The sequence below is a fragment of the Mucilaginibacter jinjuensis genome, from assembly GCF_028596025.1.
Classification (GTDB): domain Bacteria; phylum Bacteroidota; class Bacteroidia; order Sphingobacteriales; family Sphingobacteriaceae; genus Mucilaginibacter; species Mucilaginibacter jinjuensis.
On the sequence record NZ_CP117167.1, the window covers coordinates 4,749,223 to 4,762,461 of the forward strand.

15 protein-coding genes are annotated in these 13,239 nt (G+C 39.8%); 9 read left to right on the forward strand and 6 right to left on the reverse strand.

The genetic code is table 11. From position 1 onward, the window contains the following. Nucleotides 1-248 precede the first annotated feature (248 nt). Nucleotides 249-2,621: an ABC transporter permease gene (locus PQO05_RS20470; RefSeq protein ID WP_273629308.1), complete on the forward strand. Its 2,373-nt coding sequence runs from the start codon at nucleotides 249-251 to the stop codon at nucleotides 2,619-2,621. Nucleotides 2,622-2,801: 180 nt separating this feature from the next. On the opposite strand, the gene PQO05_RS20475 is transcribed toward PQO05_RS20470, so the two are convergent. Beyond that, nucleotides 2,802-3,749: a Smr/MutS family protein gene (locus tag PQO05_RS20475; RefSeq protein WP_273629309.1), complete on the reverse strand. Its 948-nt coding sequence runs from the start codon at nucleotides 3,747-3,749 to the stop codon at nucleotides 2,802-2,804. A gap of 25 nt (nucleotides 3,750-3,774) precedes the next feature. Continuing rightward, entirely contained in the window at nucleotides 3,775-4,020 is a 246-nt protein-coding gene (locus PQO05_RS20480; RefSeq protein ID WP_273629310.1) for a hypothetical protein, read from the reverse strand. Between the two features lie 202 nt (nucleotides 4,021-4,222). Here PQO05_RS20480 and PQO05_RS20485 point away from each other — a divergent pair, with 202 nt between their 5' ends. Next, a complete protein-coding gene (locus PQO05_RS20485; protein WP_273629311.1) occupies nucleotides 4,223-4,741 on the forward strand; it encodes a DUF892 family protein in 519 nt (172 codons plus the stop codon). 194 nt (nucleotides 4,742-4,935) lie between these two features. Here the strand turns inward: PQO05_RS20485 and PQO05_RS20490 are convergent, their stop codons facing one another. Both PQO05_RS20490 and PQO05_RS20495 read right to left on the reverse strand, forming a co-directional pair. Further along, nucleotides 4,936-5,289: a YtxH domain-containing protein gene (locus tag PQO05_RS20490; protein ID WP_273629312.1), complete on the reverse strand. Its 354-nt coding sequence runs from the start codon at nucleotides 5,287-5,289 to the stop codon at nucleotides 4,936-4,938. Nucleotides 5,290-5,511: 222 nt separating this feature from the next. Further along, on the reverse strand, nucleotides 5,512-7,320 hold the full coding sequence (locus tag PQO05_RS20495) for a PAS domain S-box protein (protein ID WP_273629313.1): 1,809 nt from the start codon (nucleotides 7,318-7,320) through the stop codon (nucleotides 5,512-5,514). 375 nt (nucleotides 7,321-7,695) lie between these two features. Between PQO05_RS20495 and PQO05_RS20500 the strand changes: the two genes are divergently transcribed. From PQO05_RS20500 to PQO05_RS20510, 3 genes are all read left to right on the forward strand, one after another. Then, nucleotides 7,696-8,061, forward strand: coding sequence for a hypothetical protein (locus PQO05_RS20500; RefSeq protein ID WP_273629314.1), 366 nt, complete (start codon nucleotides 7,696-7,698; stop codon nucleotides 8,059-8,061). A gap of 172 nt (nucleotides 8,062-8,233) precedes the next feature. Continuing rightward, nucleotides 8,234-8,731 (forward strand): GNAT family N-acetyltransferase, encoded by a 498-nt coding sequence (locus PQO05_RS20505; RefSeq protein ID WP_273629315.1) that lies wholly within the window; start codon nucleotides 8,234-8,236, stop codon nucleotides 8,729-8,731. Nucleotides 8,732-8,739: 8 nt separating this feature from the next. Beyond that, nucleotides 8,740-9,246, forward strand: a complete 507-nt coding sequence (locus PQO05_RS20510; RefSeq protein ID WP_273629316.1) for a MarR family winged helix-turn-helix transcriptional regulator — start codon at nucleotides 8,740-8,742, stop codon at nucleotides 9,244-9,246. On the opposite strand, the gene PQO05_RS20515 is transcribed toward PQO05_RS20510, so the two are convergent. Continuing rightward, entirely contained in the window at nucleotides 9,239-10,381 is a 1,143-nt protein-coding gene (locus PQO05_RS20515; RefSeq protein ID WP_273629317.1) for a GAF domain-containing protein, read from the reverse strand. The two genes, PQO05_RS20510 and PQO05_RS20515, sit on opposite strands and share 8 nt — an antisense overlap. 264 nt (nucleotides 10,382-10,645) lie before the next feature. Here PQO05_RS20515 and PQO05_RS20520 point away from each other — a divergent pair, with 264 nt between their 5' ends. The 4 genes from PQO05_RS20520 to PQO05_RS20535 all read left to right on the forward strand — a co-directional run bounded on the left by PQO05_RS20520 (nucleotide 10,646) and on the right by PQO05_RS20535 (nucleotide 12,722). Further along, nucleotides 10,646-11,167, forward strand: coding sequence for a hypothetical protein (locus tag PQO05_RS20520; protein WP_273629318.1), 522 nt, complete (start codon nucleotides 10,646-10,648; stop codon nucleotides 11,165-11,167). 12 nt (nucleotides 11,168-11,179) lie between these two features. After that, entirely contained in the window at nucleotides 11,180-11,476 is a 297-nt protein-coding gene (gene trxA, locus PQO05_RS20525) for a thioredoxin (RefSeq protein ID WP_273629319.1), read from the forward strand. A gap of 131 nt (nucleotides 11,477-11,607) precedes the next feature. Next, complete coding sequence (locus tag PQO05_RS20530) at nucleotides 11,608-11,847, forward strand: hypothetical protein (protein WP_273629320.1); 240 nt, start codon at nucleotides 11,608-11,610, stop codon at nucleotides 11,845-11,847. A gap of 140 nt (nucleotides 11,848-11,987) precedes the next feature. Next, the gene (locus PQO05_RS20535) at nucleotides 11,988-12,722 is read left to right on the forward strand and encodes a DUF481 domain-containing protein (protein WP_273629321.1); all 735 of its coding nucleotides are present in this window, start codon (nucleotides 11,988-11,990) and stop codon (nucleotides 12,720-12,722) included. Here the strand turns inward: PQO05_RS20535 and PQO05_RS20540 are convergent. After that, the gene (locus PQO05_RS20540) at nucleotides 12,719-13,216 is read right to left on the reverse strand and encodes a hypothetical protein (protein WP_273629322.1); all 498 of its coding nucleotides are present in this window, start codon (nucleotides 13,214-13,216) and stop codon (nucleotides 12,719-12,721) included. The two genes, PQO05_RS20535 and PQO05_RS20540, sit on opposite strands and share 4 nt — an antisense overlap. Nucleotides 13,217-13,239 lie beyond the last annotated feature (23 nt).

The following is a 13,239-nucleotide window of genomic DNA, read 5'->3' on the forward strand; positions in this document are numbered from 1 at the left end:
AAAGTTTAGTAAGAGTTGATATTTTTTGAAACGCAGCGAAATTACCTGTGTCATTTAGTTAATAATGATAAAACCGAACAGGTGCTGTTCAGTTTCGAACAGTTAAAAGATTGGATTCGATACAATAATCAGACAGTCAACAAGTTACACAATTGGCACATTTATTATAATAATGATGTGCGGATATGCAAATTTTGAATGAGCATCTGCACATCAGCATATTCGCACATCTGTACATTAATAGCGTTATGATTAAAAATTACTTCAAAATTGCCTGGCGCAACCTCATTAAAAATAAAGCGCACTCATTTATTAATATCCTGGGTCTTTCTGTTGGCCTGGCCTGTAGCCTGCTTATTTTGCTTTGGGTACAAAACGAGTTAAGCATGGATAATTTTCATAAAAACGGCAACAGGCTTTATACTGTTTATGAACGCCAGTATTACGACCATAAAATAGTAGGCCAGTATAATGTGCCCGGGCAGTTATCAGATGAGTTGAAGAAACAGATACCCGAAATACAATTTGCTTCAAATGAAGCCTGGCCAAGTTGGAATACCTTTCAGCTGGGCGATAAAATAATTAAGTTTCAGGGTAATGCTGCAGGCGCCGATTACTTCCAAATGTTTAGTTACCCGTTTTTGCAAGGCGATGTAAAAACAGCACTAAACAGCCCATCGGGCATTGCTATTTCCCGTAAAATGGCCAATGCATTTTTTGGTAGCCCGCAAGCGGCTATTGGTAAAACTATCCGGTACGAGAATAATAAAAACTTTACCGTTACCGGCGTATATGAAAACCCACCTAATATCTCGACCGAGAAAGCTGATTATTTTATTAACTGGTACACCTTTTTAGAAGAACATACCTGGGCGAAAGATTGGGGGAACAACGGACCCAGCTGTTATATTATGTTAAGGGCCGATGCCAACCCTGCATCTGTTGAACGCAAACTAACCCACTTTTTAGATAACCTGAACAAAGGACAGAAGAAAGGCACGTTTACTGAAGAATTGGGCATGCTGAAATATAGCAGCGTTTACCTGCACGGCAAGTTTACCGATGGTAAAATTGATGGTGGCCGCATAGAATATGTAAGGTTATTTAGTATAGTTGCCATTTTTATACTGTTGATAGCATGTATCAATTTCATGAACCTTACCACAGCCCGTTCTGTAAAACGGGCGCGCGAAATTGGCGTGCGCAAAGTTGTAGGTGCATTGCGCGGCTCTTTAATAAAACAGTTTATCGGCGAATCTTTGATGCTTACATCAATAGCGGTAATTATCGCATTATTGTTAGTGGTGCTTTTACTGCCTTTGTTTAATAGTATTACCCTAAAACAAATTGAGTTACCTTTTAATCAGCCTTTCTTTTGGTTAAATCTCGTTGCCTTAACTTTAATAACCGGTTTTATTGCCGGTAGCTATCCGGCTTTATTCCTGTCGTCATTTAATCCAATTAAGGTTTTAAAAGGAACTTTAAAACTACAATGGGGTGCGATAATATTTCGTAAAGGACTGGTTATCTTTCAGTTTGTATTATCTATCGTTTTAATATTAGGCACCATTGTTATATCGAGACAAATCAATTATATACAGTCTAAAAACCTGGGGTTTGATCGTGGTAACCTTGTTTACATTCCTATAAGCGGCGATTTAAAAACCAAGTATAATGTATTTAAAACCGAAGCACTTAAAATGCCGGGCATCGAAGATGTAAGCCGTGTAAGCGACGACCCAACTGATATAGAAAACACAACCGGCGGCGTAAACTGGACAGGTAAAGACCCTAACCTTAATATCGAATTTACCCAGGCGGTAGTAAGCTATGACTTTATCCGCACCATGAAATTAAAGATAGCGCAGGGCCGCGATTATTCTAAAGAATTTGCAACTGATTCTGTTGGCTACATCCTTAATGAGGCGGCTTTAAAAAGAGTCGGTTATAAAAACCCGATAGGGCAACCGTTTATCCTTTGGGGCCACAAGGGTACTATTATCGGCATCGTAAAAGATTTTCATTTCATGTCTCTTCATGAGCAAATAAGGCCATTAGTTTTCCATCTCGATGAAGAACATATTTACGGCAGTATTTTAATCCGTACCCAGCCCGGTAAAACCAAGCAAGCGCTGGCCGGTTTAGAAAGCTTGTGTAAAGAGATGAACCCTAACTTCCCTTTCAACTATAATTTTGCTGATGATGAGTATCTGAAACTATACCAGAATGAGCAGGTTATCGGTAAGTTGTCAAACGCCTTTGCCTTTCTGGCTATCTTTATTTCATGCCTCGGTTTATTAGGTTTGGCTATGTTTACTGCCGAACAGCGATTTAAAGAAATTGGGATCCGTAAGGTTTTGGGTGCAAGTGTGGGTTCGTTATTTACACTATTATCCAGCGAATTTTTGGTACTGGTATTTATCTCCCTGCTCATAGCTTCGCCTTTGGCATGGTTAGGGATGAGTAAATGGCTGGAGAACTTTGCTTACCATGCCCCTATCCAATGGTGGATGTTTGTATTGGCAGCATTGGTTGCCTTGCTGATTACTTTAATTACCGTAAGCTTCCAGGCGGTTAAAGCGGCGTTGATTAACCCGGTGAAGAGTTTGAGAAGCGAATGATTAATTTGTCGATTTGTTAATTCGGCAATTTGTTAATGCTTAATCAATTTGACAATTTGTTGATTCGGCAATTTGTTAATGCTTTAGTTAGTATGTCGATTTGCTAACATTTGTATTTGTTGAACTTTCTCAGTTCTCAATTGACAAATTAGCAAATCGACATATTGTCAAATTAACTAATTATTTTAACAGCACCCTTGTCGCCCCGAAACCGAATTTCTCTTTCTGGGCATCCATAAAGGTTTGTACCTTTTGGTTGCGGCCAAGCAGTTTGTGGATCTCATGCCTTAGTATCCCATTGCCTGCGCCGTGTATAAACACGATAGATGGCATCTGGTGTACAATGGCGGCATCCAGCATTTTGCGGAAGTGATTCAGTTGGATCTGCAATATCTCGCTGCTATCTAAAAACTGGAAATCGTCGCGCAGTTTTTCAATGTGCAGGTCAACATCGTGCAGGGGTTTATCGAGGTCTATTTTTTCTTCGGCAAGCTTAAAGAAGCTTTCTTTTAACTTCTGCGGATCGATAACCAACTCGGTTTCATCCAGGCGGATTAGCCAACCTGCCTGTTTTAATACCGGCACTGTTTTCTTTGTTCCGGCAAAATCTTTGGCTTTAAATTTTTCAGTAAACAGTATTGGCTTTTGTGGCTTTACCTGCTGCTTGGTATAAAATAATACCTGCAAATCAAAAGTAGGCCAAAGCTGTATATCTGCCAGTTGGGCGGCATACATATCCACACTCGAGTTTGGTGCAATAATGCCCGAAAACTCGCCTTTATATTTATCCTGGCTTTGCGTAGTCAGCGTAGCCAACAACTCGAACGAAGTTTCATTAACCAAATGAAAATGCACTACCGAAGCTGCACGCGCATCGCTCACTACAGCCAGGTGCACACCATGCTGTACAAAAGCTGCGGTTGATTGTGCCGTTGTTGATGAGCTTTCTTCTGCCCCGCCCCCACCTGCATGGTGGCCATGCACAGAGGTTACTTTGGTGGCCAGTACCGGTATTTCGAAATCGTCATCGCCGGTAACGCCAATCATTTGCTCATCAAAAATACGGGTAACATACCCTTCGCGTCTTTCATCTACAAAACGCACAAAATCGCCAAGTTTCCACTTCATCTGGCTACAAAGTAACGGATTTTATTTAAGCGTTGCGATTGGTAATGGCCGCACCCATTTTTTCAATGGTTTCTTCGGGCAGGTTACCGGCATGCTGTTCCCAATAATCGGGCTCATCAAAAGTTTTTACAATGGTACAGATATGCTCATTATTTTGCACTACAATAAAGGTTTCGTTGCAGGGTAACACAAGTAAGTTGGTTTCTTCACCGTTCTCGTACAAATCGAACGAGATGTGGAACGACCCACCGGGCCGGTTATGCTGATTCATATTTAAGATGTTGGGGTCGCTTTTCGCAGAATACTACAGCAAAAGTAGGAGTGTTGTTGATTTTTAACAAGAATTTTACAGAAAACCTTACAACCTGCAAATTGTATTAAGTTGAAAATTAGCGGGATGCATTCGCTACCTTTAACATATAATTAAATATTCGCTGATACTTTTTTAACAGTTAAATTAAAGCAACTAAACCATGGAAACAACACCACACAAGGCATCAAGTCCCGAAATACAAAAAGAGCTTTTTATTTATTATCTCAATAAAATTTACGACGGCAAACTATATTTAAATGAACAACTGCCCCTTGTAATTAAGAAAACAAAATTAAAAGTTTTACAATTAGCGCTCGAGGAATTGCTAAAGGATGTAAAAACGCAGATAAACCGCATGGAGGAGATCTACGCAATGCTGAACGTAACCCCTACCGAAATTACAGATGCGCCGATTAAAACCATCATTCAAAATGCCTGCGACCTGCGCAACAACCCCGATTCGGTAATTGTAAACGATATGGACATTATGGTACACATGCAATTGGTTGAACACGTAAACATTATATCGTACCGAATGCTGCGCCGCCTGGCTTCATTGTTAAATTATAAAAAGATTGAACAGTTGATGGTGGAATGTTTTGATGAGTCGCGCGATGACGATAAACTGTTCCTGATGATTGCGGATGAATACCTCGGCGCGCCAAACCAGGTATTATGAAAAAGAAAAGCCGGGTCCTAAGATCCGGCTTTCATTCATAGTCATTTAATACCCCTATTAAAATAACTATCACAAAGAAATGAAAAATATTTAGAATTTACAACCCACTGCTTTAACATTTCCGTTACTTTATTAAAAAATTACAACAAAAAAAGCCCCGGCATGCCGGGGCCATCTTTATACGGTAAAATATGTTATGCCTGTTGGATAGAGTTATTCCAATCATTAGCAGTACTTTTCACTTTATCTTTAGCTTCATCAGCTTTGGCTTGTGCAGCATCAACAGCTTCATCTTTGTAATCGTTAGCATCGCCAACAATACCGTTAAATTTCGATTTTGCTTTATCAACTACACTGCTGGTGTAATCTTTAACATCGCCAACGGTGTTTTGCGCCTGATTTTTTGCTTTCTCAAATAAATCGTTCACATAATCGGCAATGTCTTCACGTAATTCGCTTCCGCTTTCGGGGGCCAATAATAAACCTATCGCGGCACCCGCCGCAGCACCCACTAAAAGCGCTGCTATTACTTTGGTTTGATCTTTCATATCGTTTTACTTTTAAGTAGATGATTCTCTAAGTTAACAAAATACAGAGGCCACTGTTTAAGTTAAATGAAATTAGTTGAAAAGAGGACTTAAGGATGAAAGACAATAGACAAAGGACTGATGTTGGAGAAGATAGCTTATAGTTGATGGTTCATAGATCATAGCAAGATAAACAGTTCATAAATTATAGTTGATAAGCAGCTCACTATGATCTATGAACCATCAACTATAAACTACCGGCAACTCAAATGAGAAGAATGATCCTTTTCCTTTTTCGCTATCAACCCAAATGCGGCCGCTATGCCTGCGGATAATCTCTGAGGCTACAAACAGCCCAATACCAAATCCCGAAAAAGTTTGCTCATTACGGCCTTCAACCCGATAAAAACGGTTGAAAATTTTATCCTGTTCCTCTTTGCCAATGCCGATGCCATAATCATGAACTGTTACACGTACCTGGCCATCTATATTTCTGATGAGTACATCAATGCGGTCTGTTTCGGGCGAGTATTTGATGGCATTGGTAAGCAAATTGGTAATCACCTGGGCAATTCGGTCGCGGTCAGCATAAACAGAAAGCCTTGCGTCCTCTTCAAGCACAATATCATGCCTTTGGGCTGTATATTGAACTTCATCGATGCATTCTTTCAGCAAATCGTTCATCACAAAAACCTCGCTGTTAAGGCTTAATCTGCCGCTTTCTATCTTCGATACGTCCAGTAAATCGGTTATCAGGCGGGTAAGTTTGTTGATCTGCTTGTTTACAGTAGTCAACGATTTTTTGAGGAATTCATCATCGTCCTCATTCTTATAAATATTGAGCAATAACTGCACATAAGCTTTCATTGAAGTAATAGGCGTTTTCAACTCATGGCTGGCCATACCTATAAATTCGTTCTTAATCTGCTCATGTTCCTTGGTTTCGGTAATATCCATGCCCGAACCGATATACCCTTCAAACTCACCGTCGGGCGAGTACCGGGGTACCGATTTCATGCCGATAAAACGATAAACATCATCGTAACGCTTCAGTCTGAACTCGAGATAATAAGGTTCCCTTTTCTCAAAAGCGACACTATATATGTTATAAACCTTTTCTGCATCTTCCGGGTGCAGTTCTTCTGTTTCGGTGGTATTAACAGATTCTTCGAAACTTTTTCCCGTAAACTCGAGCCAACTCCTGTTAAAGAAAATAGTTTTGCCGCTGGTATCGGCCATCCAAATAAATACAGGAGCCGAGTCAGCGATCTTACGGAAACGTTCTTCGCTTTCTTTCAGGTGGCGTTCTGTTTCCTTCCGTTCGGTAATATCCATGCACGAGCCCACGTACCCTTCAAATTCACCTTCGGCAGAATAACGGGGCTTACCGGTTGCCGCAATCCATTGTAAATGCCCATCGGCACGGATAATCCTGAAATCGATATTATAAATCTTTTTAGCAGCAAAGTATAAAGCAAAGCGATGGAATACGTGTTCGCGGTCTTCTTCTACCACACTGTTTAGCCATCCCCTACCCAAATGTGCTTCGGCAGGCTTGCCGGTCCAGCGCACCCAGGCTTCGCTAACGTAGGTAATATCACCGTTTACATTAATCATCCAAAGTGCGGTTGCTGCTGCTTCGGTAACACTTTTTAATACCAGTTCTTGTTGGGCAAGGCGGGTTAGCGTTACTACCCTGTTAGTTACATCGAGGCCGGTAACCAAAACACCATTTATCACCCCCGTATCATCACGATTGGGCGAAAAAACGAAATCGAAATATGCTGTATAATTATTACCGTTATTGAGCCAGTCGGCCTCGGCAGCGTAGCTGTAGTGATAAACCGTTTCGCCCCGCTCGAAAACCCGGGCCGATACATCGTTCCAATAGCGATAAAAAACGGACCAAACCTCATTAAGCGGTTTACCCTGAATATCAGCATGGCCTAATACCTTTATAAATGCAGGATTAAATACTTCAAAGATCCCTTCACGGCCTTTCAAAATTGCCAACGGAGCAGGGTTTTGCGCGAAAAGGTTTAGCAACTGCATACTTTGGCTTTTTGATTGTATTTGGTGGCTTCTTTAGTTTATAGTTAATGGTTCATAGATCATAGTCGGGGGCACGATGCTTATTTCTACAATGAACTATTAACTATCAATCATGAATTAACTAATTTCATCAAAATTATCTCAATAACAATAATTTAATTAAAAGGAAAACATAGCGATATTAGTGCCTCTATTAAATGTAGGTATTATTTAATTAGCAACATTCAAATATCCACAGTAAATACGAATAATGGGGTGTAATGGTTTACCTTCATAAACCTTAAAACACCCAACAACCTAAGGCACCGAATTGTTACCATTAATAGCTTTGCTTTATGTTTTAATATTATAATTTTACTTCAACAAGATAACAAGATGAAAAAATTAGTGATAATATGCCTGCTGGTTGTAGCAGGTGCAATTAAAGGATTTGCACAAACAAAAATTGAGGCCAAAGATGCTGCAAAACACATTAACGAAACTGTAATGGTTTGCGATAAAATTGTTGACGGCAGGTATTTCGATAACTCGAAAACAACATTGCTTAACGTTGGCGCACCACATCCTAACGAACTGCTTACTGTGGTTATTAAAGGCGATGACCGTAAAAAATTTACCGGCGAACCTGAAACTATTTTTTTAAACAAGAAAGTTTGTATTACCGGCAAAATAATTGATTACAAAGGCAAGCCAGAAATTATTGTTACCGAGACTTCGCAGCTTACGCTGGATAAGAACTAAGAGATAAGATTAAATAGTAGAAATATGAGAATGGCTATACTTAAAGGTATAGCCATTTTTTTATTGAATTAACCCGGTCTGGAAAGCTTAAAATTTCAGGGAATAAAAAAAGTCTGTCAAAATGTGCAAATATATGTAGTTAACTACATATATTTGCACATAATTATTTGATATGGAAAATACAATATCTATCAGACCCATTTATAATGACTACAGCGATGAGATCATAGACCTGATCTTAACCATTCAGCAAAAAGAGTTCGGATTGAGTATCACTATTAATCAGCAACTTGATCTGTTGGATATCGAAGCCAATTACCATCAGGGAGGCGGAAATTTCTGGGGTGCTTTTATGTGCGACGAACTGATTGGCACCATCGCATTTATTAATTGTGGCCATAACTCGGCTTGCATCCGTAAGATGTTTGTGAAAAAGGAGTATCGTGGTAAAGAACTGGGCACTGCACAACAATTACTTAATACATTACTGCAATATTGCAGCGAACGGGAAATTACGCACATCTATCTGGGCACAGTTCATCAGTTAAAAGCTGCACACCGGTTTTATGAGCGCAATGGTTTTACGCCGATTGCGGTTAATGATCTGCCATCGTATTTTCCGCTCATGCTTACCGACAATATGTTTTATCAGTTACATTTGGACAAATAAACCACGCTATGAATGTTATTAACGACCTGGGCATATTGGCTATTGCCACCCGTTTACAACGCCTCGCAGAACAGATGCGTAAGGACGGCCTGCTGATCTATAAAGCCTATGGCGTAGATTTTGAACCCAAGTGGTTCCCTGTAATTTATACACTACATGTAAAGCCTATTTTGAGCGTGGTTGAGTTGGCTGCCGAGATTGGCTATTCACACCCTTCTACCATCACTCTATTAAAGGAACTGGAAAAACAGAAACTGATAAAATCTGGAAAGGATAAAACCGACGAGCGTAAGCGACTGGTGCAGTTGACAGAAAAAGGACAAGCGCTCATAACCCGGATGGAGCCTGTATGGCAAGTAATGATAGCCGCCTCTACACAACTAACCGAAACCCAGAACAACCTGATGAAAGCACTGGAAGAGGTAGAGCAACAAATGGAGCTACAAAGCTTTTACCAGCGCGCCAGGGTTATTATGGCAGCTAATGAATTGAAAGCTGAGAAAAAGGTTAATTAACGATAATGCTGTTATTAAGCGTGGTTTCAGATTCGGCAACTATACCGCAAATTTTATCGTCGAGTTCGTTTACAGTGGTTTCTATCATTTTAAAATAGGCGTAGTCATCGTAAGGATGTTCCTCTTCCAATTTAATTAATTCCATTATACCCATTAATGAAGCTACCGGCCTGCGCAATTCATGCGATTGTATAATGGCTATGCGTTGCAGCGCTTCATTTTGCAACGTAATTTGTTCTTCGTGTTTTTTACGCGCTGTTATGTCTGATACATTAAGCGCCACGCCCGATATTTCTGCTCCTTCTTTAACCGGTGTAAAATAAACCTCGAGCCAGGCGGCATACGGAGTGTCTTTTCTGACAAAAAATTCGGTACGTACATTATGCCCTGCTAACGCCGCACTGTAATATCTTACCAGTTTTTTTAATACCACAGGCTCCAGATAATCCGATAAGAAAGCTCCTGCAATTATCTGTTTGCCTATTGTCCTATCGTAGTATTTTGCTGCCGCATTATTAAACGCCAGGATATTCAGGTGTTTACCCAGTAAAATAAATAAGTCTTTCGAGCTATCGAATATAGCCTTCAAATGCAGTTGCGAAGCATCGGCATCTTCCTTTTGCTTTAATACCTCCTGGTGTTTTTCATCCAGGGTTTGCAAACTCCAGTTTAACTCCATTAGGTTCATTACCTGTTTAGCCAATACTTTTAATGTTGTTTGCTGGGTTTCGGTAAGTTCTTTGGGTTTTACATCCAGTATACATAGCGTACCTGCATTATGCCCATCACGGGTGGTTAGGTTAGCCCCCGCATAAAATCTTATTTTAGGCCCATCTTCAACAAAAGGATGTTTGCTGAAACGTTCGTCTTTACTGGCATCGGGTACAATCAACAACTCGTCCTGTTCAATGGTAAACCGGCAAAACGATGCCTCACGTGTATTACAGTAAATATCCACGCCTTGGGTTGCCTTAAACCATTGCATGTCCTCATCAATAAGCGTAACCATCGCAATGGGTGTTTCGCAAATCTGGGCTGTAAGGTTTACAATATCATTAAGGTCTTTAGTGATATCGTCATTCAATACCATAAAACGGCTTACAGCCTCAAGTCTTTTGCTTTCGCTACTTATCATTGATCTCAGTTGGGGCTTTGAGCGTAAATTTGTGTGCTTTTATATTTTATATACGTTTTTTAAGTATCGGGAGTTTCGGCATTAGTACGTAATATAGTCTTTTATTTTTACTCTTATTATTGATTCCGAACATCTGTTCAATAATAATTAAAAATCAGCTAAATCACTATAGCAAGGCCTCGTGTTATCACCCTAAATTTAATTACTTACAACCTAAACATTTAAGCGCTGTTTGTTATTAAGTATTAGAAAATAGCTCAAGCCATGAAATACACATTCCTACTCGGATCAAACGCTTTCATCGTTGATCAACCCGTTATCACTTACGTACAGGATGGTAACGCCATCGAATTATTAAGAATTAAAAGTGTTTATGCCCCGGCAGCAAACGGTTCGGAAGCCAAATTACTGGTTGTAGACACCAACATTACAGATACACTTGGCCATAACATTGCCCTGGCCGATAATGATTATGACCATCCTGAATACAAAGTACAACGAACCGATAACCAGGTACATATTACCAATGGTACCGTGCATACTGTGCTTGATGTTTTACAACTCGATCAGCATACTGCCGAAGGACTTTCGAGCCATGTACTTAATGAATTGCATAATATTGGCGAAACTCATATTTTGCGCTTACGCGGCGATTTTATGATTGGTGAACACCACATTACTATTGATAACGAGAAGCTTTTTATTGATGACGACAGCATTGCCGAAAGCGTGCACGTTGGGCACAATGGCGGCATACAATTAAGTAAAGACGGCGTACGTGTTTAAAAACTAAGAACTATGGCAACATTTGCAGATCTGTTAAAAGATGAGAAACCGGTATTGGTCGATTTTTCGGCCGAGTGGTGCGGGCCTTGTAAAATGATGGCCCCTATTTTAAAGCAACTGAAAGATATGACGGGCGACAGTATAAAGATTTTAAAGATTGATATTGACAAAAACCCATCTACAGCAGATGCTTATAAAATACAGGGTGTACCCACACTCATCTTGTTTAAAGACGGGCAAGCTAAATGGCGCCAATCTGGTGTGATGCAGGCTGCACAGCTAAAGCAGATCATCGATCAACATATTTAGGCTGCAATTTCAACGGATAATACCGAAGAAAATATTTTAACAATGTGGAAAACTCTTAAACATTTGTTGAAATTACAGCTACAGAAATGGCATACTAATTGTCTTATAATCAACATTAAAGGCGATGAAATATGAGTCCGTTTTACAGAAGATTAGTAACATTCGGCCAGTTAGTGCAGCAGCTGAGCCGGATAAATCAAACCAACTACAAGGATTATTTTGAGATAGAACATCCGGGATTCCCCGTGTTCGAAAGCAAAAGCCGTGTTAAGCCGAGGCTATCATTTAAAAAGCCTTGCCCTAAAGCTGATCGTAACCAGATTACCGACCTGTTTAACAAATGCTTTAACACGCATGATTTGACAATGTAATTATTGAGTTATTATGTTAATAGTTAAGTTATCCTATCTATCATCCATTGTCTTTCGTCTTTGATCTTGTTATTTAACTTTTGACTTAGAACCGAACATAATAGAATGCATGTTGTTGCCTAATAAACATCATTCTGTTTATGACTTATAAGCATCTGCTCCTGCTTTTATTTATACTGATAACTCACAACTGCCTGGCGCAGTTTAATGATACCACGCATTATTACACCAAATTTGCTTCGTCAGGTTCTATCAATAAAACCGAATCGAGCAGTACATATCTCCTGAATAATAGCTTTAAGTTCGGTGTTAAGAAGAAATCACTCGCCATGAACTTCAATAACAACTGGATTTATGGTAAAACCGATCATGAGATCACGAATAATGATTTCAATACTTCACTCGATTTTGATATCCAAAAAGATAGCGCACGTTTTTACTACTGGGGGCTGGCTAATTATACCACCAGCATATCGTTAAAAATTAATAACCAGTTACAGGCCGGTGGTGGCGTTGCCTACGATCTTGTGAAAACCAAGGTATCTATGTTGAACCTAAGCGATGGTATTTTATACGACCGTGGCGATTTATTTTTAGATGATGACACACACGATGTATACAACACTTACCGAAACTCGTTCCGGGTGCTTTTTAAGTTTGTAATTAAAGATATTATTGTGCTTGATGGCAGCGATTTTGTGCAGAACTCGTTTACACGTGGCAGCGATTATATTATCCGCTCTACCACCAACCTTTCTGTGAAACTGAGAAAGTGGCTTAGCCTAACAACATCATACAATTACAACCGCATGAACCGCACGGCACGTGAGAATTCACTGTTAAGTTACGGGCTGACCGCCGAGAAATATTTTTAGTCGAGCGAGATAAGGCGCTTTTCGTGTACCTCTACCGAGTAATAATCATTTTTTCCGGGCAATGGCGTATAAACTGATACAGCATACATATCACTTTCGTACTGGCGAATGGTTTTATCGTTATCTGTACCCTTAAATGTCATAGGGTAGCCGTACTTGGTTATTTGCTTAATGAGTTCGTTAATGTGTTTTACAGAGGTGGTGGTATAGCTTAAAACATGTAAAGTTTTGCCTCCGCCAATCGGCGTACCCATCCCGGTAATTACTGTTTCACGAAAACCATCTTCGCCAAACCTATTCTGATATCTATTTACAGGAATACCTTGTGTCATATCAGTTGATAAATACTCGAACTTTTTACCTACAGTTAAAAACTGGTTAATTTGCTCGGTTGATGCACCTACCAAACTCAGCATATCCTGGAAGTTAATATGCTGTGCTTCGGCTTTAGAGAAACCTAAAAATATTACTAAAAGGAGTAAGTACTTCTTCATTATCAATTTATTAGCTCAAAGAT